The 23,040-nt window shown below is 36.7% G+C and carries 24 protein-coding genes; 18 read left to right on the plus strand and 6 right to left on the minus strand.

All coding sequences use genetic code 11. From position 1 onward, the window contains the following. Positions 1–3: 3 nt before the first annotated feature. Complete coding sequence (locus ACIQ38_RS12970; RefSeq protein WP_402823367.1) at positions 4–1,188, minus strand: hypothetical protein; 1,185 nt, start codon at positions 1,186–1,188, stop codon at positions 4–6. A gap of 185 nt (positions 1,189–1,373) precedes the next feature. Then, positions 1,374–1,901 carry a YceI family protein gene (locus ACIQ38_RS12975; RefSeq protein WP_402823370.1) on the minus strand — a complete coding sequence of 176 codons (528 nt, stop codon included), beginning with the start codon at positions 1,899–1,901 and terminating at the stop codon, positions 1,374–1,376. Between the two features lie 444 nt (positions 1,902–2,345). Here ACIQ38_RS12975 and ACIQ38_RS12980 point away from each other — a divergent pair, with 444 nt between their 5' ends. From ACIQ38_RS12980 to ACIQ38_RS13000, 5 genes are all read left to right on the plus strand, one after another. Beyond that, on the plus strand, positions 2,346–2,651 hold the full coding sequence (locus tag ACIQ38_RS12980) for a winged helix-turn-helix transcriptional regulator (protein WP_402823373.1): 306 nt from the start codon (positions 2,346–2,348) through the stop codon (positions 2,649–2,651). A gap of 79 nt (positions 2,652–2,730) precedes the next feature. After that, positions 2,731–3,651 (plus strand): UDP-N-acetylmuramate dehydrogenase, encoded by a 921-nt coding sequence (gene murB / locus ACIQ38_RS12985; protein ID WP_402823375.1) that lies wholly within the window; start codon positions 2,731–2,733, stop codon positions 3,649–3,651. A 157-nt stretch (positions 3,652–3,808) separates the two neighbouring features. After that, complete coding sequence (locus ACIQ38_RS12990) at positions 3,809–4,183, plus strand: ArsR/SmtB family transcription factor (protein WP_402823378.1); 375 nt, start codon at positions 3,809–3,811, stop codon at positions 4,181–4,183. Further along, the gene (locus ACIQ38_RS12995) at positions 4,137–6,263 is read left to right on the plus strand and encodes a heavy metal translocating P-type ATPase (RefSeq protein ID WP_402823381.1); all 2,127 of its coding nucleotides are present in this window, start codon (positions 4,137–4,139) and stop codon (positions 6,261–6,263) included. Before ACIQ38_RS12990 ends, ACIQ38_RS12995 begins: the two co-directional genes overlap by 47 nt. 20 nt (positions 6,264–6,283) lie before the next feature. Beyond that, complete coding sequence (locus tag ACIQ38_RS13000; RefSeq protein WP_402823384.1) at positions 6,284–7,393, plus strand: GNAT family N-acetyltransferase; 1,110 nt, start codon at positions 6,284–6,286, stop codon at positions 7,391–7,393. A gap of 39 nt (positions 7,394–7,432) precedes the next feature. Here ACIQ38_RS13000 and ACIQ38_RS13005 read toward each other — a convergent pair whose 3' ends face one another. Then, complete coding sequence (locus ACIQ38_RS13005; protein WP_402823387.1) at positions 7,433–7,588, minus strand: lmo0937 family membrane protein; 156 nt, start codon at positions 7,586–7,588, stop codon at positions 7,433–7,435. Between the two features lie 192 nt (positions 7,589–7,780). Between ACIQ38_RS13005 and mntR the strand changes: the two genes are divergently transcribed. The 6 genes from mntR to ACIQ38_RS13035 all read left to right on the plus strand — a co-directional run bounded on the left by mntR (position 7,781) and on the right by ACIQ38_RS13035 (position 12,322). Next, positions 7,781–8,200, plus strand: coding sequence for a transcriptional regulator MntR (gene mntR, locus ACIQ38_RS13010; RefSeq protein ID WP_142608786.1), 420 nt, complete (start codon positions 7,781–7,783; stop codon positions 8,198–8,200). 42 nt (positions 8,201–8,242) lie between these two features. Further along, entirely contained in the window at positions 8,243–9,103 is an 861-nt protein-coding gene (locus ACIQ38_RS13015) for a CvfB family protein (RefSeq protein ID WP_402823392.1), read from the plus strand. Positions 9,104–9,193: 90 nt separating this feature from the next. Next, a complete protein-coding gene (locus ACIQ38_RS13020; RefSeq protein WP_402823395.1) occupies positions 9,194–10,114 on the plus strand; it encodes a DUF1002 domain-containing protein in 921 nt (306 codons plus the stop codon). Positions 10,115–10,249: 135 nt separating this feature from the next. Then, positions 10,250–11,218, plus strand: a complete 969-nt coding sequence (locus ACIQ38_RS13025) for a ring-cleaving dioxygenase (RefSeq protein ID WP_402823398.1) — start codon at positions 10,250–10,252, stop codon at positions 11,216–11,218. A gap of 33 nt (positions 11,219–11,251) precedes the next feature. Beyond that, positions 11,252–11,533, plus strand: coding sequence for a GNAT family N-acetyltransferase (locus tag ACIQ38_RS13030; RefSeq protein ID WP_402823401.1), 282 nt, complete (start codon positions 11,252–11,254; stop codon positions 11,531–11,533). 327 nt (positions 11,534–11,860) lie between these two features. Continuing rightward, positions 11,861–12,322, plus strand: coding sequence for a DUF4064 domain-containing protein (locus tag ACIQ38_RS13035; protein WP_402823404.1), 462 nt, complete (start codon positions 11,861–11,863; stop codon positions 12,320–12,322). A 16-nt stretch (positions 12,323–12,338) separates the two neighbouring features. Here ACIQ38_RS13035 and ACIQ38_RS13040 read toward each other — a convergent pair whose 3' ends face one another. Further along, the gene (locus ACIQ38_RS13040) at positions 12,339–12,830 is read right to left on the minus strand and encodes a GNAT family N-acetyltransferase (RefSeq protein WP_402823407.1); all 492 of its coding nucleotides are present in this window, start codon (positions 12,828–12,830) and stop codon (positions 12,339–12,341) included. 179 nt (positions 12,831–13,009) lie between these two features. Between ACIQ38_RS13040 and ACIQ38_RS13045 the strand changes: the two genes are divergently transcribed. Beyond that, the gene (locus ACIQ38_RS13045; RefSeq protein ID WP_402823410.1) at positions 13,010–13,306 is read left to right on the plus strand and encodes a hypothetical protein; all 297 of its coding nucleotides are present in this window, start codon (positions 13,010–13,012) and stop codon (positions 13,304–13,306) included. An 11-nt stretch (positions 13,307–13,317) separates the two neighbouring features. On the opposite strand, the gene ACIQ38_RS13050 is transcribed toward ACIQ38_RS13045, so the two are convergent. After that, positions 13,318–14,460, minus strand: a complete 1,143-nt coding sequence (locus ACIQ38_RS13050) for an MFS transporter (protein WP_402823413.1) — start codon at positions 14,458–14,460, stop codon at positions 13,318–13,320. A 346-nt stretch (positions 14,461–14,806) separates the two neighbouring features. Between ACIQ38_RS13050 and ACIQ38_RS13055 the strand changes: the two genes are divergently transcribed. From ACIQ38_RS13055 to ACIQ38_RS13070, 4 genes are all read left to right on the plus strand, one after another. Further along, positions 14,807–15,598, plus strand: a complete 792-nt coding sequence (locus ACIQ38_RS13055; protein ID WP_402823416.1) for a helix-turn-helix transcriptional regulator — start codon at positions 14,807–14,809, stop codon at positions 15,596–15,598. A 63-nt stretch (positions 15,599–15,661) separates the two neighbouring features. Then, the gene (yidC, locus tag ACIQ38_RS13060; protein ID WP_402823419.1) at positions 15,662–16,429 is read left to right on the plus strand and encodes a membrane protein insertase YidC; all 768 of its coding nucleotides are present in this window, start codon (positions 15,662–15,664) and stop codon (positions 16,427–16,429) included. A 48-nt stretch (positions 16,430–16,477) separates the two neighbouring features. Then, positions 16,478–16,723 carry a hypothetical protein gene (locus ACIQ38_RS13065; protein ID WP_402823422.1) on the plus strand — a complete coding sequence of 82 codons (246 nt, stop codon included), beginning with the start codon at positions 16,478–16,480 and terminating at the stop codon, positions 16,721–16,723. A 1,011-nt stretch (positions 16,724–17,734) separates the two neighbouring features. Beyond that, positions 17,735–18,562 (plus strand): M15 family metallopeptidase, encoded by an 828-nt coding sequence (locus tag ACIQ38_RS13070; RefSeq protein WP_402823425.1) that lies wholly within the window; start codon positions 17,735–17,737, stop codon positions 18,560–18,562. Between the two features lie 34 nt (positions 18,563–18,596). On the opposite strand, the gene cls is transcribed toward ACIQ38_RS13070, so the two are convergent. After that, positions 18,597–20,051, minus strand: a complete 1,455-nt coding sequence (cls, locus tag ACIQ38_RS13075; protein WP_402823428.1) for a cardiolipin synthase — start codon at positions 20,049–20,051, stop codon at positions 18,597–18,599. Between the two features lie 207 nt (positions 20,052–20,258). Here cls and ACIQ38_RS13080 point away from each other — a divergent pair, with 207 nt between their 5' ends. Both ACIQ38_RS13080 and ACIQ38_RS13085 read left to right on the plus strand, forming a co-directional pair. Then, the gene (locus ACIQ38_RS13080) at positions 20,259–21,650 is read left to right on the plus strand and encodes an L-cystine transporter (protein ID WP_402823431.1); all 1,392 of its coding nucleotides are present in this window, start codon (positions 20,259–20,261) and stop codon (positions 21,648–21,650) included. Between the two features lie 458 nt (positions 21,651–22,108). Then, the gene (locus ACIQ38_RS13085; RefSeq protein WP_402823434.1) at positions 22,109–23,038 is read left to right on the plus strand and encodes an ABC transporter ATP-binding protein; all 930 of its coding nucleotides are present in this window, start codon (positions 22,109–22,111) and stop codon (positions 23,036–23,038) included. The last annotated feature ends 2 nt before the right edge of the window (positions 23,039–23,040 follow it).

Here is a 23,040-nt window from a genome sequence, read left to right on the forward strand (position 1 = left end):
TTCTTATAAAAATCCTACGAAAATACCTGCTAGTATTACAGAAACAATGGTTACGCTTATAAATCCACCTACAAGCATTGGTGCAAGCATATGATCTGTCAATGCTTTACGTTCTTTTTCATCGTGAGTTAAAGAGTTAATTACTTCATTTGTAATAATATAATCTGCTGGAAACCCATATAATGCAGTTAAAGAAATTGCGAACGCCATATTTTTACTTACTTTAAGCATTTTTCCGATAATGAAGGAGAAAATGTACATTCCGATAACCCCTAAGATGATTGTTCCAATTAGTGGATAAAGAATATCAACAATCATAGACGGCGTGGCAGTTTTTAGCCCATCAAATACGAAGAGCATTAAAACCATTACACATAATCCAAAGCCATTTGCTTTTTGCAATACATGACGCTCTAAAAAGCCAACGCTTTTTGCGATAATACCAAACAATAAACAAAGAACATAAGGACTTACTGTCACGATTGGTGCTAATAATGTAGAAACAAGATAAGCAAGGAAGCCTACAAGGGCAAGACGGAAAAACTTAAAATATTCCGTATTGTACTGTTTAGGCATTTTGCGGAACATTTTTAGTTCTTCTACTTCTTCAGAAGAAGTAGAGGCTTGTCCTGTTGAAGCTAACTCCCCTTTGCGAAACTTCTCAAGAAGCATTTTCCCTTCCTTCTTAAGTGCAATAGACGTTAATGGATAGCCGGCAAATCCCTGCATCACGTAAATAACGATTGCGAAAACAGAAAGAGTCGTTAAACCTGCGTTTGCAGCACCTTCTGACATAATTAGAGCAGATACAATTCCTCCTACTAAAGGTGGAATAGCAACAATGATTGTTTCAACTCCAAACAGAAATGTTCCAATTCCAAATAGAGCAGCAATAATCCCTAAAATTCCAGCAAGAGAAATTAGAATTGTTTTCCACTGTTCTTTTAATTGCTGTATAGAAAGTAAAGTACCCATATTTGTAATAAGCAAATAAATCATCATTGTAGCAACAACAGGTGGTACACCAGCAGTAGCTACAATATCTTGTGGAAAGAATGTCCAATATCCGATAAGGAAAAGAACGGCGGATACGAAAACGGAAGGAATCCAGGCCTTTGTACGAGTTGAAACTAGATCTCCTATGAATAAAATCGCGATAACGATTACTAGTGCGAGCATTTGAGACATAATAGTTGCCCCTTTCTGATAATAAAGAATTGTCAACATAATATCACGATTAAGAAGTATATAATATATTTCAGAAAAATTAGTTTTTTTAATTGGAAATGTAAGTGTTTACTTGTTTTAAGGTATTTATTTTCAAATAAAAAAGCAACTCTGGATGTCCAGAGTTGCCTTAGTGATAATTTAAATTATTGAGCTGGATTTAATTGAAGCTCAACATTGATTTTGATGTCGTCTCCAACTAATACGCCACCAGTTTCTAACGCTTGGTTCCAAGTTAAATCAAATTCTTTACGACTGATTTTAGTTTCCGCATTGAACGCCACAACTTCTACGCCCCATGGGTTTGTGCCTTTACCGCCGTATTCCACTTCAAATGTTACTGGTTTAGTTTCGCCTTTAATCGTCATATCGCCTGTTACATTGTATTCACCATCATCTGTTTTTTTGATGTCTGTTGCAACGAATTTAATGTTTGGGAAAGCTTCTGTGTCAAAGAAATCAGCACCACGTAAGTGATTGTCGCGATCTTCGTTGTTTGTAGTAATCGATTTCACATCGATGTCAAAGCTGATTGTTGCGCCAGTTAAATCTTCAGCGTTTCCTTCTAAATCAGCAGTAAAGTTAGTGAAAGATCCTTTTACTTTTGAAACCATCATGTGTTTTACAGAAAAGTCGATACTAGAATGTGCAGCGTCCAAATTAAATTTTGTCATTTTAATTTCCTCCTCAGGATTTCTTGTTTTTCTTAGTATAAAACATATTTGTTTTGAAATCAAGATGTTTTATTTCGAAACAAATAAAAATACCTAAACAATTTTCTTTACCCTATTTGTAAAGTATTAATCTACAAGTTACTTTATGTAACTAACTTTAGATTAATACAGTACTTACGTCAAGTAATTAAATTACTGTTATTTTACAAAAAAATAATATAGGCGTATAATAGGTTTAACTTAATTCAGCAAAAGTCTCCCACTTATATGGGTGATGAGCATGTATAGCAAGAGTAGGATTCGATAGGGGTTCACAAAATCTTGCTGAATAAAGTTAAAGCCTCCGGCGGATGCCACAGATTTTTTAGGGGAATTTCTCGAGCGAGCTCGAGAAAAATCTGGGCGCAAATACGCTAAAGGCGAATTTGATTTGAGGTGAAACAAATGAAAGAAACATTATTATGTCCACGTTTAGCGAAGGCAATGGAGTTGCTCGGAAAAAGATGGACTGCCTTAATTATTTTTCAATTAATTGATGGAGCGAAACGATTTAATGAAATCGAGTCGTCTCTTCCTATAAGTGGTCGATTACTTTCAGAGCGTTTAAAAGAGCTGGAAAAAGAAGGCTTAGTAGAAAGAACTGTGTTCTCGGAAGTTCCTGTACGTGTGGAATATAATTTAACTGCCAAAGGATATGCGCTAAAAGATGTAGTTGATGGAATTGAATCTTGGTCTAAGGAATGGTTCTAACAATTTTGCTTGAAAAATAAAGTGCAAGCACGCATACTATGGAAAGGTATAAGGTTAATGGAGAAAGGATTGGCTATTTTTGGCTAAAGAACAATGGTATCAAGATTTAATAACACAACTAGATCCGATGAACGTAAAAATAGATGAAGCATTGAATTTGCACACAATGACACGTATGGGCGGTGTTGCAGATATATTTGTAACTCCTGACACGGAGAACGAAGCTGCATTCACGGTTCAATATGCGTATAAAAATGATATTCCCTTATTGCTATTAGGAAATGGATCTAATATGGTTGTTCGTGATGGCGGGGTGCGTGGTATTGTACTTCGTTTGGAAAAGCTGAACAAAATCACGATAAAAGGAAACAGAGTGATTGCAGAAAGTGGAGCAGATATTATCGATGTTTCTAGAGCGGTTGCAAGTGAGACACTAACTGGCTTAGAATTCGCGTGCGGTATTCCTGGTTCAATCGGTGGTGCAATGGCGATGAATGCTGGTGCATATGGTGGAGAGATTCAAGATGTAATCGTTCAATCAACTGTCTTAACACCAAGTGGTGAAAAGCTTGTTCTGTCAAAAGAAGAGCTCGAACTTGGCTACCGTAAAAGTATTATTACAAAAAAAGGGTATTATGTATTATCCGCTGAGTTTGAATTGGCTCCTGGTAATAAGGAAGAAATCGATGCAAAAATTGCTGATTTAACATTCCAACGAGAATCCAAGCAACCGCTCGAATATCCATCCGCAGGTAGTGTCTTCAAACGTCCACCTGGTTATTTTGCAGGAAAGCTTATTCAAGATAGCGGACTGCAAGGAAAAGGATACGGTGGAGCAGAAGTTTCTACAAAGCATGCAGGTTTTATTATTAATAAAAATAATGCCACTGCCACTGATTATATTAGCACAATCGAAATGGTGAAAGCAGCAGTAAAGAAAAATTTCGATGTGGAGTTAGAACTTGAAGTAAAAATAGTTGGAGAAAACGCAGACCTGTGAAGGTATATACGTCCCTGTGCAGCAAACAATTCTGAATTGTTTGCTGCACAGGGACGTTTTTTTCATTCAAATATATATTTGAATGACCTTGCTATTGGAATAGTTTGAACATATAATGAAAATAACAATCAAACGACTATTTGAATGAGGTGAAAATATGCAAACGAAAGATATGTGTGAGGTAACAAAAGCAAACGAAAATGTAGTATTTTCTGTGAAACAGCAACTTCCGGATGTAACGAACGTTGCGAAAATTTTTAAAGCATTAGCTGATGAGACACGTTTAAAAATTGCGTATGCACTAACAATAGAAGAAGAACTCTGTGTGTGTGATGTGAGTGAAATAATTAGTTCCTCTACCGCCACCGCATCACATCACTTACGCTATTTACGCGATCTGTCACTAGCCAAATCTGAAAGAAAAGGAAAGTTAGTTTATTACTCATTAGCGGATCATCATGTGAATCAGTTAGTGAAAATTGCATATGAACACGCGATGGAAGAGGGGGAGAAGATTGGAGAAAGCAACTAAAAAAGAGTATCGCTTAGAGAATCTTTCATGTGCCAACTGTGCGATGAAATTTGAAAATAATATAAAAAGCCTCGCAAATGTGGAAGAGGCAATCGTAAATTTTGGTGCTTCTAAAGTTGCTGTTATTGGCAATGTCACTGTAGAAGACATTGAAAAGGCAGGTGCTTTTGACGGCATTAAAGTAGCACCGCTTAAACAGCGAAAACAAGAAACAACGCCATTTTTCAAACGGAAAGAAAATGTCGTTACAGCCATTTCCTTTCTCTTTTTAGTGATTGGAATTGTCGTTTCGTTTATGTATGAAGAAACGCATCCCCTTGCGATTGGCTTGTTTGTTATCGCCATTGTAGTTGGTGGATATGATATGTTCAAAAGTGGGTTGTTGAATTTATCACGCTTTTATTTTGATATGAAAACGCTTATGACGATTGCGATTATTGGTGCAGCGATTATTGGTGAGTGGCGTGAAGGTGCGGTTGTTGTGTTTTTATTCGCAGTTAGTGAAGCATTAGAAGCCTACTCGATGAATAAAGCGCGTCAATCAATCAGCCAATTAATAGACATAGCACCTCCTTCGGCAACGATTCGCAGGGACGGCCAATTAGTAGAGATTGATACGGAATTTATTCAAATAAATGATGTGTTAATCGTAAAGCCAGGGCAAAAGATTGCCATGGATGGGATTGTTTTGAATGGGGCTTCATCGGTCAACCAAGCTTCGATTACAGGAGAGGCAGTACCTGTCTATAAAGCGACTGGAGACGAAGTGTTTGCTGGAACTTTAAACGAAGAAGGTTCGTTAGAAGTCAAAGTAACGAAAAGAGTGGAAGATACAACGATTGCAAAAATTATTCACTTAGTAGAGGAAGCGCAAGCAGAAAAAGCACCTTCCCAAAAGTTTGTTGATAAATTTGCTAAATATTATACCCCTGTCATTATTGCCATTGCTTTTTTAGTAGCAATTGTACCACCTCTATTTGGTGGTGATTGGCAAACATGGATTTACCAAGGACTTGCGGTATTAGTAGTAGGATGTCCTTGTGCATTAGTTGTATCCACACCGGTAGCCATCGTAACAGCTATCGGAAATGCAGCGAAGCAAGGTGTGCTTATTAAAGGTGGGATACACTTAGAAGAAATCGGACGTATACGAGCAATTGCTTTTGATAAAACGGGAACTTTAACAAAAGGGTATCCAGAAGTAACAGTTGTCGAGTCAGAAAATCCACATGATCTGCTACAAAAAGTGATGTCTATCGAAACATATTCGGGGCATCCACTAGCACAAGCAATTGTGAAATACGGTTCAGAGAAGCATATACACGCTTTGGAAGTCGAAAATTTTCAGTCTATTACTGGTAAAGGAGCAGAAGGGATCGTCCATGGGAAGAAATGGTCAGTAGGCAGTGTGGCATGGATTCTTTCTGTCAGTACTGTTCCGAGTGAAGTAATTGCGCGTACAGAACAATTGCAATCAGAAGGAAATACAGTAATGCTTGCAGTAGAGGATGGACAATATAAAGGGTTTATTGCAGTAGCAGACCCTATTCGTACGACAAGCAAGAAAGTGCTACAAGATCTTAAAAGTGCAGGTATCAAACATACGGTTATGCTTACAGGCGATGACAAACGAACGGCAAATGCCATTGCTGCTAAACTTGGAATGACAGATGTAGAAGCAAATCTCATGCCTGAACAAAAGCTAACAGCTATTAAAGCGTTAAAAGAAAAATATAGAGCCGTTGCAATGGTCGGAGACGGAGTAAATGATGCACCAGCACTTGCTGCAGCTTCTGTAGGAATTGCGATGGGTGGAGCAGGAACAGATGCGGCACTCGAAACTGCAGATGTTGCATTAATGGCAGATGATTTAGAAAAGCTTCCATATACGATACGATTAAGTCGAAAAGCATTGCATATTATTAAAGAAAATATTATGTTTGCTTTAGGGTTAAAGATTATTGCGCTTTTGCTCATCATTCCAGGGTGGTTAACATTATGGATTGCCATTTTCGCGGATATGGGTGCAACATTACTCGTAGTGCTAAATTCGTTGCGACTATTAAAAGTGCATAAATAGTACGTTCGGAGGGATATAAAATGAAGCTTACAGAATGGACAATGGAAGAGCAGGAACAGCTTATCCATTTTATGACGACTAATACTTGGCCGTATCATGGAAATGCTCATCCGGCAAGGGAACTAATTGAAAAGACAATTGAAGAAGGCGGATATCAATCCGACGAAGTAAAAACCTTTTGGGTAGAGAATGAAGAAAATGAACAGGTTGGAATCGTTAAAATTTATGATTTGCGAGACGAGATTCCTTTATTTGATTTGCGAATTGCAGATGAAGCAAGAGGAAGAGGATATGGTCCACTTGCATTAAAGATGGTAACAGAATATGTTTTCCAACTACCGGAGGCTAAAATTCGTTTAGAAGGCCATACAAGACAAGATAATTTTGCTATGCGTAAAACGTTTGAACGAGCTGGCTTTGTAAAAGAAGCTCAGCTCCGTCAAGCTTGGTTTTCTCCGAAAGAAGAATCTTATTATGATGCAGTTACATATGGGATGACGAGAGAAGACTTTTTAAAAGGGACGGCAACGCCAGTAAAATGGGATGATGATTCGCATCCAGAAGTGAGTAAAAAAGAAGACTATTCTTTTTCGGAAGAGTTGGAAACAGAACGATTAATCATTCGAGCACCTAAAGTAGAAGATGCGGAAGTAGCATGGAAAGCAATTATAAATTCCCACGACGCATTAAAAGAATGGATGCCATGGGCGCAAACGAAAGAAACTCTAGAGCAGACTACTACTAATTTGCGACAAGCAGTAGCTGATTTTATCACCCGAAAAGATTTACGACTGCATTTGTTCTTAAAAGAGACGGGAGAATTTGTAGGTTCTTCGGGTCTACATCGGATCGATTGGAAAGTGCGTAAGTTTGAAATTGGCTATTGGATAGACAGTAAGTTCGAAGGAAAAGGGCTAATGACTGAAGCGGTTGAACGCATCACTCGATTTGCGTTTGAAGAATTAGATGCAAATCGTGTAGAAATTCGATGCGATAGTGAAAATGTACGAAGTCGCTCGGTCGCAGAAAGGCTCGCGTATACGTTAGAAGGAACCCTTCATCATGATTCTTTATCTTCTGATGGTAAAAAGTTAAGAGATACTTGTATTTACGCTAAAACAAAAGGATAAGCTAGAAAAAAGGTGCTGCCTATTAGGCAACACCTTTTTCTAAAGCGATCGTCTTCCTGTTACAAGTTGAATGACGAAAATAATACCGGCAATAATTAATAGTGCGTGGATAAGCCCGCCGCCTATTTTTAAAACTAAACCTAATAACCAAAGTACGATTAATATGACGATAATCGTCCATAGTAATTTACCCATGTAGAACATCCTTTCCATTGTTACTCATCGTTATTAAAAAGTTACCCCTTACAAGGGTGTATTAAACATTTTATGTGAATAGTAAATAATTCCATTTCTGAATGATGTAGGCTGTAGGAAATAATGTCTTGAATTGTGAAGGGGGACAGGATGTAGTAAAATGAACAAAGAAGTGAGGAAAGGAAGATGTAAATGCCAACACCAAGCATGGAAGACCATATAGAACAAATTTATATATTAATCGAGCAGAAGGGATATGCTCGTGTGTCTGACATAGCAGAAGCATTATCGGTATTACCATCTTCCGTAACAAAAATGGTACAAAAGTTGGATAAAGATGGTTTCTTAATATACGAAAAATATCGTGGCTTAACCCTTACAACCAAAGGAATGAAACTTGGAAAAAAACTAGTGAAGCGACATGACTTACTAGAAGACTTTTTACGATTAATTGGTGTGGAAGAAGAAAATATTTATGGAGATGTTGAAGGTATTGAACATCATTTAAGTTGGAATTCTATTGATCGAATTGCCGATTTAGTTTTATTTTTGGAAGAGAATCCTGAGTTGCAATCGAGACTACTTGCTTTAAAAGAAGAAACAAAAGACTAAAAAACAAAACCAACTATATAGATAAAAAGGAGAGCGATATATTTGACAGAACTATCATCAGGAGAAATTGTAAAATTACAAGTAAAGTCACAAGAAGGTTCCAAATGGATTCTTCATCATAATGAGATGGAAATTTCATTAAATGCATCTGAAGCGCCAGAAGATTTACAAATAGATGATACGATTGAGGTGTTTTTATTTGTAGACCGAAGAGGTAATCTATCCGCGACGACTGGGCTTCCTACTATACAAAAAGGAACGTATGGATGGGCAAGAGTGATTAAAGTTTCTGAAAAAGAAGGAGCTTTTGTAGATATCGGTACGTCCAAAGAAGTACAAGTAAAAGCAGAAGACTTACCGAAGATAAAAGAACTTTGGCCAGTAAATGGGGATCATCTATATATGACCCTTCGAACGGATAAAGACGGAGAACTATTTGGGCGTTTGGCAACAGAGGATCGAGTAGAGGAACTGTATATTGATGCACCTACAACATTATTCAACCAAAACTTACAAGCAAGACCTTATCGATTACTCCCTGTTGGAACATTTTTACTAAGCGTACCCGAGAACTATCGAATTTTCGTTCATCAATCAGAACGCGTAGAAGAACCAAGACTTGGACAAGATCTTACCGTTCGTATTATTGATACGAAAGAAGATGGCTCTTTAAACGGATCACTACTTCCACGGAGACACGAGCGCATAGGAGACGATGCAGAGTCGATATTCCGTTATATAAATGATGTTGGTGGAAAAATGCCGTTTACAGACAAATCAACTCCAGAAGAAATCCAAGAAATGTTCACGATGAGCAAAGCAGCATTTAAACGTGCGCTTGGTAAACTTATGAAAGAAGGCAAAATCGTTCAAAGCGATGGCTGGACGCAAGTAAAAGAATGAGAAAAGGGGTAAAAAGAATCGATTCATTCGGAACTTTTTACTCCTTTTTACGTACTAATGGATGAGCCAACTGGAAAGGAGTTTGATGAAATGAAAAAGTTTTTGCAAACCATAATGGCTATAATACTAGTAATAGGAGCATTTATTGCCCCGTCTATTGCAAGTGCTGACTCTGATGGATCGACGACAACCGAAGAAGTAGTAAATGAGAAATTTGGTGCTCCAATCGTTGTTTACGGTGGCAATCTAACAGAAGAACAAAAGAATAGTGTAAAAGAAAGTTTAAAAATAACAGATAGCTCTGATGTTCAAGAAATTGAAGTAACAGGGCAAGATTTGGTGACTTATTTAAAAGACGGAGATGCATCTGCTAGAATGTTTTCTTCTGCTAAGATTACTAGAAAAGATGCAGGAAAAGGGTTAGTTATTAATATTGTTACCCCAAGTAATATTACAGAAGTAACTTCTGAAATGTATGCCAATGCAATGCTAACAGCTGGTATTCAAGATGCAGTTGTTGAAATTGCAGCACCCAAACCAGTTACTGGCCATTCGGCATTAGTTGGGATCTATAAAGCGTATGAAGTAACAGGTGGAAAGCTAGATACAGAACGTACAGATGTAGCAAGTGATGAGTTATCTGTAGCGACCATACTTTCAAAAGAAGCAGGTATTGATGAAGCAAAAGTAAGTGAGTTATTGACAGAAATTAAAAAGCAAATTGCTGAACAAAACCCAGTCTCTCGTGAAGAAGTAGAAAAAATTGTATCGGAGCAGCTTGCCAACTTGAAAATTGAGCTTTCCGAAAAAGATCGACAGTTATTAATCGATATTATGGATCGTATTCGTCAATTAGATATCGATTTTAGTAAATGGTCCGATCAGTTAAATGATTTAAGTAAAACAATTGAAGAAAAAGTAGGTAATCTTGTCGATAACGAAGGTTTTTGGCAAAGTGTAAAAGATTTCTTCAAGAATTTAATCGATTCTATTCGTTCTATTTTTAACTAAAATTTGTCCCTGTGCAACAAACAATTCAGAATTGTTTGTTGCACAGGGACGTTTTATTTGCACACTAAATAAATATTTGTTAATATAAAATCAAGATATCTCGAATTCAAGATATATAAGAAGGAGGAAGTTAATATGAAATTAGCAGGTATACACCATGTATCGGCCATTACTGGAGATGCGGATAAAAACCATGATTTTTTTACAAGAATATTAGGAATGCGTTTAGTCAAAAAGAGCGTCAATCAGGATAGCACCTCTTCGTATCATTTGTTTTACGCAGACGCAGTTGGGACACCAGGAACGGATATGACGTACTTTGACATTCCGATGGCAGGTAGAACATATCCTGGAGTATCTAGTATTAGTAACACGGCATTTCGAGTAAAAAGCGATGCTGCATTAATATTTTGGAAAACTAGATTCGAGCAATATGAAGTACCGCACGATCAAATTACGGAAAGATATGGTAGAAACACGCTTTACTTTGAAGATTTTGAAGGTTCAAGATTGATGCTAGTTGTAGATGATGGTAAAGGAATTCCTTACGGAGAAGCATGGGTAAAAGATGAAATTTCAGCTGAAAATGCTATCGTTGGTTTAGGTCCGGTAACATTAACGGTAAGAAAATCGACAGCAACAGAAAAAGTACTTCAAGATATACTTGGGTTCACGTTAGCAGGATCTTATCCATCCCCAATAGAAAAAATGCCCGATATTCTAGTTTACACAACTGGAAAAGGAGGACCAGCTGGAGAAGTGCATATAGAAACCCGCACAGACTTACCAATTGAGCAACCTGGACGAGGAAGCGTGCACCATGTGGCATTCCGGGTACCGACAATGGAAGATTATCCGAAATGGGAAGAATTATTGCACTCACATGGCTTTACTACTTCTGGTTTAGTTGATCGTTATTATTTTAAATCTATTTACTTTAGAGAACCGAACGGTATTCTATATGAATTGGCAACGGATGAACCAGGTTTCGACTCCGATGAGCCGATGGAATCACTTGGAGAAAAACTCGCACTGCCGCCTTTTTTAGAGCCGCAAAGAGCACAAATTGAAGCCAAGTTGCGTCCGTTGTCAATTAACAAATAGATGTGTTAAAATTCAGAAAAGGAGTGGTAAACAATGGATTTTCAATACAAAGAATTAGGCAATGACGTTTTTGCATACGAGTATATACAAGAGGGAGAAAAACTTGGTGAAATAACGTGGACACTACTTGGAGATATCATGGTTATGGATCACACTTACGTTTCTGATAAGTTAAGAGGCCAAGGTGTAGCAAAAAAACTACTTGATACTGCCGCTTCTCATGCTCGCGAAAACAATTTGAAAATGGAAGCTGTATGCTCTTACGTTGTAGCCGTCTTCAATAAATCAGATGAATATAATGATGTAAAAGCTTGAGTAAAACTAAAACAAAAAGGCAATCCGCTTTTAAATGAGTGGATTGCCTTTTATCTTTTTCCTACTATATCTGTGTAAATAATACTAAAATTCCTGTTAATACGGAAGCACCTGCCAATGTATAAAAGAAATCAGACTGGTTAAAAATCAACTTTTTCTCCATCTAATCATCCTCCTTTAAATAAGTGTTAGTATATAAATGCCCAAGTTTTAAAATTTTTAAACAGGTTTAACCCAAAAGATGGGGGGAAGATTAAAAAAGACGGAACTTTTATTAATTGTATTCGTAGAATAAATTGTAATAAAACTTTTATGGAGGTTATTTATATGTCACGTACTGGAGAAATTGTTTTAGGTGTTATTAGTGCTCTATTTACTATTATTGCAATTATAGGATTATCTATTCTCGTAGTAAGCGGTAGTGCCGCGATGCAAGACGAGTCTGTAAAGTCTGAATTTCAACAACAAATCTTGAATGATCCAACTTTTACAGGAGAAGAAGCTGAAATGGTTGCTCAATTTGTGGATGTATTACCAGACATGTTAAGCGCTTTTGGATGGGGATTTGTTATTGTCCTTGTGATTAGCCTTGTGTTGAATATCGTTGGAATTGTTGCTGTTACTAAAAACAAAAAACCAAAGCTTGCAGGTGCTATGTTTATAATAGCTGGTCTGTTAGCTGGAATTATTTCTTTAACTTCTATTTTATTGTATATCGCTGCAATTATGTGTTTCGTTCGTAAGCCGCCAGTGCAATTTGCTGAAGAAGAATATTATAAAACTGTGTAATTAGAAAAACACTAGCCTAATAAGCTAGTGTTTTCAATAGATACATATATTTTGCTGTGGATAAAGGATGGCCCTCAAAATATTCGTCAAATTCTTCTAAGCACTCAAATCCGAAGTGTTCATAAAACTCACGAGCTTTTTTATTCTCGCTTTCTACATAAACGAATAATTGGCGACCGGTATGCATTTCTTCTAACCCTGCTTGCAGTAGCTTTTTACCTAACCCGAGTTGTTGATACTCAGGTAATATGTAAATGGCAGTAAGTTCTGCATCACCATCCTCATCTACATAGGTAAAGCTTGCGAATCCAACTGGTTGCCCTTTATATTCAGCGAGTAAAAAAATTGTTTTTTCCATTCGTTTCGCAAGCATTGTATTTGAATAAGCCTTTTCTAAAAACAGTGCTTGTATATTATCAGGAATGATATCTTTATATGTTTCGTTCCAACTGATCTTTGCGATTTGTTGTACAGTTGAAATATCTTCTAACGTTGTCGCCCTAATCATTTGAAATCACCTCTAAATTCTTTTTGTTATCATATCAAAAATACGAACAATCTTCTACCAATAAGTAGAATAAAGTTACAAGCAATACAAGTTATAAGAAAGAATATACGTTTAGATGATTTAAATATGGGTATGTATATTAACAGGTAGAATATCAGAAAAACTCGGAGGTAATACTAATGGCAAAAAATAAATCATTATTGTTAGCAGGTCTTGCAGCGGGGGCATATGCCTATTTCAGAAAAAAAGAGAATCGAGATAAAGCAGTTGTAGCTTTTAACAATACGAAAGCCAAAGTAAATTCGTATATGGAAGCACAAAAGCATAATAATTCAGATTTAACGGAAACTGGTAATCCAGATCCACAAAATATCCCAGATAACAAAATGGTATCTGAAGGGGCAATGACAAGTGTCCAGTACTATAACGAAGAAGTACAAGACAAAGCAAACAAATCTAAAGAGGATACAAAATAAAAAGGAGCCTATCATGGCGCCTTTTTATTATTAAAAATAGACAGTACTGACGTAATGAGTAAAATAACTCCTGTTAATAAAAAGCCATCATTCGCAGTTAACTCTAAATAACCAGTCAAACTGGAACCAGCGACAACCCCGATCGAGAAAAACGCATAAAAATATCCATATGCTTTCCCACGGTAAGAAGTATCTGTAGAATCTATTAATAACGAATTAATGGAAGGAAATAAAAACGCAAAGCCAACCCCATAAACACCCATCCATATATACATAAGTGACAGTATCTCTGATTGACCCAAGAGTAACATGCTAATACCCATAAGTGCCATCCCAAAAGCTAATGTTTTAACAGGTTTCACTCGATCGAAAATCCGATTAGTTGGAAGGATAAAAATTAGAATAGCAACAAATCCAAATGTACTTAGTAGTAATCCACTAGTTTTCGAATCAAATCCGAGCTGCACAATTTTAAGAGGGAGCATATATGCCAATACGCCTTGTGAAAACATTAAGAAAAATGCCCCAGCAAAAGCTTTAACTAAACCAGCTTCCTTAAAAAATGAACGAATGGATATAGAGGAAGTGGACCTAGCAATTGGTGTTTTTTTATGTACTGTAACGGATCTTAAAATAATCAGCGTTAAGAGACTTAACAAAAGCATGATGGAACCAGTAATACTAAGTACAAATACTTCACTTTTTTTACTCGCAATGATACCACTCATAGCGGGACCAACGATAGCAGCTAAACCGACAAATGCTCCAGATAATGCCACGCCTTTTCCGCGTTTTTCGCTAGCAGTTTGGTTAGCTGAAAAAGTAAACGCTGCAGGAACGATTAAACCTGCAACCAAACCATGGATAAAACGTATGAATAATAGGCCGATTGGTTCTGTTACTAATTGATATAAGAATAAGGCTCCGCTCGTTGTAACCAAACCGAATAGTAAGATATAAAATGGTCCCTTTTTATCGGTCCAAAAACCAGAAATAACATTTCCGATTGTATTCGAAAATGAATACATACCTACAACTAAGCCAGTAATAAATGGAGTTGCCCCAAGCGTCGTGGCAAATGGACTCATGATTGGCAACTGTGTAAATAAATCAAAAAAGGAAAAAAAGATAATAATATATACAAAAAAGCGCAAATTAGTTCCTCATTTCTATATTGAACTACTCTTTAGTTTATCATTTAGAACTGTTTCTCACTAGAAATATGGGGAAGGGGCGAAGCTAGTAGAAATAATTCCAAAAAATTCATATTAACTATTTGAAAGATAGAAGTAATAGCCGAAATAAATAATAGAAAACGAAGAGTTTTACTATAATAGGAAAAAAATTATGAATATAATAGGTGAAAAATTCAACGTGAATGATTTCACTTATTTTAAGAGAAAATAGTTTTAATTACCAGTATAATGATATAAAATGATGCTGTGTCCCTAAATCAAAAGGTATTTCAAAAGTACTAGGAAAAAGAAAGATGAGGATTATATGTATAGTAAAGATAAAATATTTTTAGAGTATTTCTCTAAGTCTTATAACAAAGAAATGGGTGTCACTAATAGAATTGAAGGTTTAGATCAATTTTTCGAATTAGAAAAGAAGTTATTCCTTCATATGTTTTCATATGAAATTGAAGAAGCAAAAGCAGTTTTAAGAAAAATGATTGATTTAATCATTGCCAGAACTGGCAAACATATGATTTTAAATGTGAAAAATTACTACATACAATTAGCTTCCATTATGGCAAGAAAACTGTATGAAAACCAGGTGCCCACTGATAAAGTAATGGCATTTAATATTGCTAGTGTTGATATTATTGATACACAAATGAATGATGCACAGTTTCTTCAATGTGCAGATGAATTAGTAGAATTTTTTGTTATGGTCATCACAGAAAGAAAAAAGCCATCCTTTGGTCATCAAACGGTTAACAAGGTTATATTATTTATAAGCGATGGAAATGAGACAAACCTAACAGTGGAGGATATTGCAAACCATTTCAATATTAGTACAAGCCATTTATCTCGTATTTTTAGGGAACATACGGGAGTAACTCTCGTAGAATATTTAAATATTCGTAAGGTCGAGGAATGTCAGTACTTTTTAAGACATACGAATAAAGCTATCTTGGATATTTCGGATTCCTTCCATTTTTGTAACCAAAGTTATTTCACCCGTATATTTAAAAAATATACAGGGGTTACACCAAAACAATTTAGAAATCATCTGGAACATCCAAATTTCAAATATATTTTCCCTAATGAGCCTAAATCGCTTTAGATTTGATAAATAGCTTCATAGTGATGTATACTCGGTATAGTTTGATAAATGTAGGTGAATGAATTGAAAAAGAAAATTAGTTTACTTTCTATTCTTGTATTCGCAGCCATTGTACTTAGTGGATGTGCGGGAGTAGAAAACAAAGAGGGTACTTTTTACAATATATTTGTTCGACCTTTTGAGTTTTTAATACACTTCTTCGGTGAAATGTTTAATGGTAGCTATGGACTAGCGATTATCGCTATTACAGTTATCATCCGTTTAGCCCTTATGCCGTTAATGCTTAGAAACTATAAGCACCAACAAGGTATGAAAGAAAAAATGGATAAATTGAAACCAGAAATGGACGAAATCCAAAAGAAATTAAAGGAAACAAAATCTAAAGAAGAGCAAATGGCTTTACAGCAAGAAATGATGGGGCTGTACCGTAAACACGGAGTAAATCCACTAAATATGGGCTGTTTACCAATGATTATTCAAATGCCTATTGTCATGGGACTTTACTTTGCGATTTCACACTCAACTGAGATCAAAGCACACCCATTTATGTGGTTTAATTTAGGTTCACCTGATATTGCGATGACGCTTATAGCAGGGGCAGTATATTTCATCCAAGCGAAAGTGTCATTGTGGACTGTACCTGAACAACAAAAGCAACAAATGAAGATGATGATTTATATTTCGCCTATTATGATTATGTTCATCTCGTTTAGCTCGATGGCAGCATTGCCACTTTACTGGACAGTTGGTGGGTTATTATTAATATTCCAAACATACTTAGGAAGAAAATTCTACTCGAATCATCCAGAGAAAGCAAAAGAATCAGTATAAAAACGAAGCTTCGAGAGCTTCGTTTTTTTCTTGTGAGGTGTATGTGTAATGAAGAAAAATTGGATTTTTTCTGTTTTAATTGTTGGAGCGGCAATTACTGCATTAGTGTTTATTATCAAAGGTAATTTAAATTTGGCAGTACTATTTATGACAGCTATTTTTGCACTTAGTAACGGCTATCGTGCGATAAGTTTTAAGGAAAAAGGTTTCCCGCGAGAAGCAAAGTGGATGAGGACGATGGCAATCGTTTTTACTGTCCTATTTTTCGTCGTACTAGCATTAATATTATTTTAACAAGTGCGTTTACCTGAGAAAGGTAGGCGCATTTTTCTTATTAGTAATCGGAAAATATCTTTTAATAATAGAGGTTATGTAACTTTTTGTATTTTGAACATAGTGTAGGGATAATGTGTCGTAAAGCCCTGTTAGGTGGCCGCTAAGATTTTCGCTGCAATCGTACGCTTTCCGCCGGGTAAGCGATGAGCCATCCCCGCCGCTTAGGCGTACGTTGGGATGTCTCATTTTGCTCACTTATCCGGCTGGAGTCGACGCTTGCAGCGAAAATCAATGGAAATTACTTGCTTATTCAATATTTGCTTGCAAATAACAAAGCTTACTACATTTTATGGGCCTATTTTATCCAGTAAATGGCTTAGAGCAACCAACCATTCATGGAAAGCAACCAACTCCATTCTGAAAGCAATCAAATCATCGCGAGAGCAATCAAATAGCCGATGAAAGCAACTAAATTCTTAAATCAGCTCTTTACTTAGGGTGAGATGACTATAATTTTTATATATTATTGGAACAATACGTTATAAAGCCATCTGTACAGGCAAGCTAGTATCGGATAGGCTGGGGTTGTCGTGTTCAGCTCCCATGTTTTCTCTTTCCGGGTGTGTATTCTAATGTTTGGAATTGTGATTGTCACGCACACTGTGGAAATTGGCTCGTTCAACCATTTATTGTTAATTCAGGATACTAATAAGTTAGTATTTTCCATTGGATTTTCGCAGCAGGGCGGCGACTCCAGTAGGATTAAGTGAGTAAAATGAGACTTCACAACGTACGCGCGTAGGCGCGGCGGTGAAGGCTCATCGCTCACCCTACGGAAAGCGTCCGCCCTGCTGCGAAAATCCCTGCGGACACTTTATACAATTCACTAAGACGCATTATCCTTATTATGCGTACTTTCCTTTATTAAGATAGTTTTTTGTTTTGTATTATGAGAAGATAGTCTAGCGAAATTTTCGTGGGAAAATGTTAAACTAGAAGTATCGAGAGTGGAAAGAAGGAAGACCAGATATGCAGTCAAGATATAGTTTGTCACAAAAGAAGAAAAAAAGAAAATGGCCTTATATTGTTTTCGGATCCATTTTAGGGGTTTTGATAGTAATAAGTGTGGGATGGATTTGGTGGAATGACTGGGATATAGATAAAAGTATGAATGCTTTAGGAATTTCGCTTAAAGCGGAGGAGTCTAATCCCGTAGAGGAAAAACCGAAAGAAGAACCAGTAGAAGAGGAACCTGTAGTGGAAACGCCAGTTGTAGAAGAACCGGAAGTTGATTTGTCTGGAGCAAAAGGTTACGTAGGCAACGAAACATTGCCAGAAGAACCGACCTATGTGGAAGGGATTTTGATAGCAAGTAAAAAGTATCCATTGCCATCTACTTATGCACCAGGCGAAAGTAAGGAAGCAAGAGCGGCATTCGAGGAAATGGCAGCAGAAGCTACACTTTCTGGCTATGAGCTAGTTGCATTTAGTACGTATCGTTCATTTGATTATCAAACAACTCTATATGAAAAATATGTGAGTAACGATGGTCAAGAAGCAGCGGATCGTTATAGCGCGCGACCTGGATATTCCGAGCATCAAACGGGGCTTGCTTTTGATATAGGAGAACAACATTTTGAACAGCATTTTGCAAGAGAGAGCTTCGGAGAAACAGAAGCTGGTAAATGGGTAGCTGCCAATGCACATAAATATGGTTTTATCATGCGTTATCCAAACGGTAAAGAAAAGATCACCGGCTATATGTACGAACCTTGGCATTTCCGATATGTTGGAAAAGAACTGGCGCCGAAGGTTTATGAAGCAGGTACAACTTTAGAAGAATATTTTAATTTATAAAAGAAAGAGGTTTCCGATTTTGGAAACCTCTTTTTTATAATATTGGTGACAATAGTCGAGCGAGTGATTCTTTAAATTTAATCATTTTAGTTCGTTCTTCGTAAATCTCCCACGTCATTTCGGTTGATACTTTCATATCTTCTTCGAAAATCTCCGCTAGTTGATGAGAGGTTTCCCGATCATAAATAAATGCATTTACTTCAAAATTCAACTTGAAACTACGCACATCAATATTAGCAGTACCTACTGTGGAAGCTTCATCATCAATCACGATCATTTTTGTGTGCAAAAATCCATTTTCGTAAATATATATTTTTGCCCCGGCCTTGATGAGTTCCCCTACATAAGAGTAAGTTGCCCAATAAACAAAAATGTGGTCTGGTTTATTTGGAATCATTATGCGTACATCTATACCCGATAAACAGGCAATACGCAATGTATCCATAAAGCTAGCATCTGGAATGAAGTATGGTGTTTGAATATAAATATATTTTTTGGCCATCATGATTAGCTTTAAATATCCATTTTTTATTTGTTCCCATTCAGAGTCTGGCCCACTTGAAACAATTTGTAAACCGACGGAACCTTTCAAAGGGATAGCCGGGAAAAATATATCGGAGTATTCAATATCATGCTCCGCAGAAGCTTGGTTCCAATCGAGTATAAAACGTGTTTGTAGAGGATGAACAGAGCTCCCTTCAATACGTAAATGCGTGTCGCGCCAGTATCCAAACTTTTTGTTTAATCCCAAATATTCATCCCCGACGTTAAAGCCTCCGATATAGCCAATACGACCATCAATTACAACGATTTTTCGATGATTACGATAGTTCATCCGTGGATTGATAAGAGGCAAAATAGCAGGGAAGAAAGCTTCCACTCGACCGCCTAAATCAATTAATTCTTTAAAATGTCTTTTTCGTAAAGAACGAGAGCCGGTATCATCGTATAATATTCGTACTTTTACTCCTTGTTTTGCTTTAGCTAAGAGCACTTGGTAAATTTGTTGCCCAAGGTTGTCTAATCGAAAAATATAATATTGAATATGAATATGATCTTTTGCATTTTCTAAATCATGCAAGAGGGCATCAAATTTTTTACGACCGTCCGTGAAGATTTCGACATCATTGTCTTGCGTTAGAACTGCGTGGTTATTGTGCAAGTGCATTATAATAAGCTCTTTATAGAGACTAGCATCATCTAGGCGAAAATCGAATGAGTCATCTTCTATCGCTTCCATTTGAAATTCAATTAGTTTATCAATCCCGATTTTATTTTTTCCTTCCCATCGGAATAAATGCTTTTTGCGTAATTTTCTACCAAATAATAAATAAATGCCGAACCCTAAAATGGGGATGAAAAAAAGAATCATAATCCACGCCCACGTAGAAGAAGCATCTCGCCTTTCTAAAAATATTAATGCAATAGCAAGGAAAATATTTAAAATCAGAACACCCGAAACGACTAGAGTATACAAACTTGCTGCCATAATAACACCTCCTACAACGTATGGTGAAGTTTATCTTCAGTATAGCTGATTTATGGAAAAGAAAGAAGAAAAGTAACTATCCATCACACCTCAGTGTAGTTCATTTTAGATTTCAACTTTTTTTGAGAAAAATTTAATAAAACCTACTTGACCAATAGGATTAAAAGAATTATTATATGTTAAGAGTTAGAAAGGGAGGTATTTTAGATGGATTTATTATTTATAATTCTCAATGTAGTAGCTTTGTTGATATTCGTTGGGATTTTAATCATAATGCAAAAGAAACATGTATCATTTTCCAAGCGAGTATTTACAGCTTTAGGACTTGGGATTGCGCTAGGGTTAGCACTTAATTTTATTTACGGAGCAACTTCAGAAGTGTTGGCCGACTCTGTAGAATGGTATAACTTAATTGGATCAGGGTATGTGAAGCTTCTTCAAATGATCGTAATGCCATTAGTATTCATTTCTATTTTAGGGGCATTTACGAAAATCACGATCGGTAAAAACTTCGGGAAAATGGCGGCAATTATTTTAAGTTTCTTAATTGGAACGACAGCAGTTGCAGCGGTTGTAGGTATCGGTTCAGCAGCAATTTTCGATTTGAATGCTGAGCAAATTGTGCAAGGAGATGCAGAATCGGCACGTGCCGAATACTACGAAGGGCGTTCTGCAGAAGTCGCAGACAAAGCACTTCCTCAACAAATAATTGATTTACTTCCTGCAAATCCATTTTTAGATTTCACAGGAGCACGTTCTACATCCACAATTGCTGTTGTTATTTTTGCGGCATTTTTAGGGTTTGCTTATCTAGGGGTTTCGCGAAAAGACAAAGATAATGCAACAATTATTAAAAAAGGTATTGATGCAGTGTATGCACTTGTCATGAGTGTAGTGAAAATTGTATTACGTTTAACGCCTTATGGTATTTTAGCAATTATGGCTAGAACAGTAGCAACATCTGATTTTGGAGCGATATTTAACTTAGGGAAGTTCGTTGTAGCTTCTTACGTAGCATTAGCAGTCGTGTTTGCAATGCATTTAATCATTATTTCTTTATCTGGATTAAATCCAATCACTTATTTGAAAAAGGCCTCAGAACCATTAATATTTGCGTTCACGTCTCGTTCAAGTGCAGGTACGCTGCCGATTAATATTAATACGCAAACATCGAAACTAGGTGTATCTGAAGGAATCGCTAACTTCTCCGGTTCATTTGGTTTATCGATTGGTCAAAACGGATGTGCAGGAGTGTATCCAGCGATGTTGGCATTTATGATTGCACCGTCACAAGGGATTAATCCACTTGACCCAATGTTCATCTTAACGGTTGTAGCGATTGTTGCAATTAGTTCATTTGGTGTAGCGGGAGTTGGTGGAGGAGCAACATTTGCTGCGATTCTAGTACTTTCTGCTTTAAATCTACCAGTTGCTTTAGCTGGTTTACTAGTTTCAGTAGAACCATTAATCGATATGGGACGTACAGCTGTAAACGTAAGTGGATCGATGACAGCGGGAGTCGCAACAGCGAAAATTACTGGGGAATTAGACAAAGAAGTATACGATACACCACTAAAAACGCAAACTGTAGAAGCTTAAAATACAGCATAAAAAGCCGTCCGAAATGGTCGGCTTTTTTTGTTCGTGGAAATAATAAAATTTAGGTTGTGTGTAACTTTTTAAAATTTAATGATGCTACTTGTTAGAAACGTAATATAGGGGTAATGCGTCGTAAGAAAGCTCTATTAGTTTTAGCTTTTATGCATAATTTCATATATTTGTAGTGTTTGGAGGAGAGATTGTCCAACTATCTGGATAGACCGTCCAACTTCGTGAAGAGATTTCTCAACTTTCGCGCAAGCGTTGGGAATGGCTCAGAGTTCACTAAGACATACTTTCCCTAATAGGTGAACTAACCCTTCTCAAAAGAAGCTTCCTAGTCTTTATTCCCTAAAATATTATGCATTCTTTTTACATAAACTTAACGGTTGAAAGAACGGAATTATAGAAATAGTTTGATATAATTTATACTACTATGAAAACAAGGAGTTGGCTGGATGCTGCAAGCAATTGATTTACATAAGAAATACAAAAACAAGGAGGTCGTACGGCAGATTAATATGAAGCTGGAAGCGGGAGAATCTGTAGGATTACTTGGTCCAAATGGTGCAGGGAAATCTACAACAATTTCTATGCTTTCTTCACTGATCATGCCGACTAGCGGAGAAGTACTTTGGAACGAACAATCTATTAATAAAAATCCAGAAGCACTTCGAAAAGTACTAGGAGTCGTACCACAAGAAATAGCATTGTATCCAGAACTAACTGCAAAAGAAAATCTTCACTTTTTCGGCCGTGTTTATGGGTTAAAGGGGGAAACTCTGGCAAAACGGACGGAAGAAGTATTGGAGAAAATCGGGTTGACCGAGCGTCAGAGCGATATAGTCAAAACGTTTTCTGGAGGCATGAAGCGACGACTTAATATCGGAGCAGCTCTTTTACACAAACCTTCGATATTGATCATGGATGAACCTACAGTGGGAATCGATCCCCAATCAAGAGCGTACATTTTGGAGACAGTGAAACAATTAGTAGAAGAAGGAATGACCTTATTATATACAAGTCATTATATGGAAGAAGTTGAACTGCTTTGCGATAAAATTTATATTATGGACCAAGGAGAAATTATCGCACACGGAACAAAAGAGACACTTAAATCGCTCGTTTCGGACAATCAAACGATTGAGCTCCAAGCACATCTCCTTTCTCCAGAATTTGAAGAAGTCCTTCAAAAACAATTTCCGACTGCAACTATTCGAAAAGAGGAAGAGACACTTTCTATTTCCTTGCCTAAAAACGAGGAACCACTTGCTACTATTTTTGCGTTAGCAGCCTCAAATGATATAACGATTACTTCTGCAGTTGTTAAAATTCCTTCGCTCGAAGACGTGTTTTTACACTTAACAGGAAGAGCATTAAGGGACTAGGG

This window comes from Psychrobacillus sp. NPDC096389, assembly GCF_044762855.1.
Taxonomy (GTDB): domain Bacteria; phylum Bacillota; class Bacilli; order Bacillales_A; family Planococcaceae; genus Psychrobacillus.

What these genes read in the sequence shown, in the direction of transcription:
- ACIQ38_RS12970 (WP_402823367.1), bottom strand. Translation starts at nt 1,188, where the DNA reads ATGTCTCAAATGCTCGCACTAGTAATCGTTATCGCGATTTTATTCATA.
- ACIQ38_RS12975 (WP_402823370.1), bottom strand. Translation starts at nt 1,901, where the DNA reads ATGACAAAATTTAATTTGGACGCTGCACATTCTAGTATCGACTTTTCT.
- ACIQ38_RS12980 (WP_402823373.1), top strand. Translation starts at nt 2,346, where the DNA reads ATGAAAGAAACATTATTATGTCCACGTTTAGCGAAGGCAATGGAGTTG.
- ACIQ38_RS12990 (WP_402823378.1), top strand. Translation starts at nt 3,809, where the DNA reads ATGCAAACGAAAGATATGTGTGAGGTAACAAAAGCAAACGAAAATGTA.
- ACIQ38_RS12995 (WP_402823381.1), top strand. Translation starts at nt 4,137, where the DNA reads ATGAACACGCGATGGAAGAGGGGGAGAAGATTGGAGAAAGCAACTAAA.
- ACIQ38_RS13000 (WP_402823384.1), top strand. Translation starts at nt 6,284, where the DNA reads ATGAAGCTTACAGAATGGACAATGGAAGAGCAGGAACAGCTTATCCAT.
- ACIQ38_RS13005 (WP_402823387.1), bottom strand. Translation starts at nt 7,588, where the DNA reads ATGGGTAAATTACTATGGACGATTATCGTCATATTAATCGTACTTTGG.
- mntR (WP_142608786.1), top strand. Translation starts at nt 7,781, where the DNA reads ATGCCAACACCAAGCATGGAAGACCATATAGAACAAATTTATATATTA.
- ACIQ38_RS13020 (WP_402823395.1), top strand. Translation starts at nt 9,194, where the DNA reads ATGAAAAAGTTTTTGCAAACCATAATGGCTATAATACTAGTAATAGGA.
- ACIQ38_RS13025 (WP_402823398.1), top strand. Translation starts at nt 10,250, where the DNA reads ATGAAATTAGCAGGTATACACCATGTATCGGCCATTACTGGAGATGCG.
- ACIQ38_RS13030 (WP_402823401.1), top strand. Translation starts at nt 11,252, where the DNA reads ATGGATTTTCAATACAAAGAATTAGGCAATGACGTTTTTGCATACGAG.
- ACIQ38_RS13035 (WP_402823404.1), top strand. Translation starts at nt 11,861, where the DNA reads ATGTCACGTACTGGAGAAATTGTTTTAGGTGTTATTAGTGCTCTATTT.
- ACIQ38_RS13040 (WP_402823407.1), bottom strand. Translation starts at nt 12,830, where the DNA reads ATGATTAGGGCGACAACGTTAGAAGATATTTCAACTGTACAACAAATC.
- ACIQ38_RS13045 (WP_402823410.1), top strand. Translation starts at nt 13,010, where the DNA reads ATGGCAAAAAATAAATCATTATTGTTAGCAGGTCTTGCAGCGGGGGCA.
- ACIQ38_RS13055 (WP_402823416.1), top strand. Translation starts at nt 14,807, where the DNA reads ATGTATAGTAAAGATAAAATATTTTTAGAGTATTTCTCTAAGTCTTAT.
- ACIQ38_RS13065 (WP_402823422.1), top strand. Translation starts at nt 16,478, where the DNA reads ATGAAGAAAAATTGGATTTTTTCTGTTTTAATTGTTGGAGCGGCAATT.
- ACIQ38_RS13070 (WP_402823425.1), top strand. Translation starts at nt 17,735, where the DNA reads ATGCAGTCAAGATATAGTTTGTCACAAAAGAAGAAAAAAAGAAAATGG.
- cls (WP_402823428.1), bottom strand. Translation starts at nt 20,051, where the DNA reads ATGGCAGCAAGTTTGTATACTCTAGTCGTTTCGGGTGTTCTGATTTTA.
- ACIQ38_RS13080 (WP_402823431.1), top strand. Translation starts at nt 20,259, where the DNA reads ATGGATTTATTATTTATAATTCTCAATGTAGTAGCTTTGTTGATATTC.
- ACIQ38_RS13085 (WP_402823434.1), top strand. Translation starts at nt 22,109, where the DNA reads ATGCTGCAAGCAATTGATTTACATAAGAAATACAAAAACAAGGAGGTC.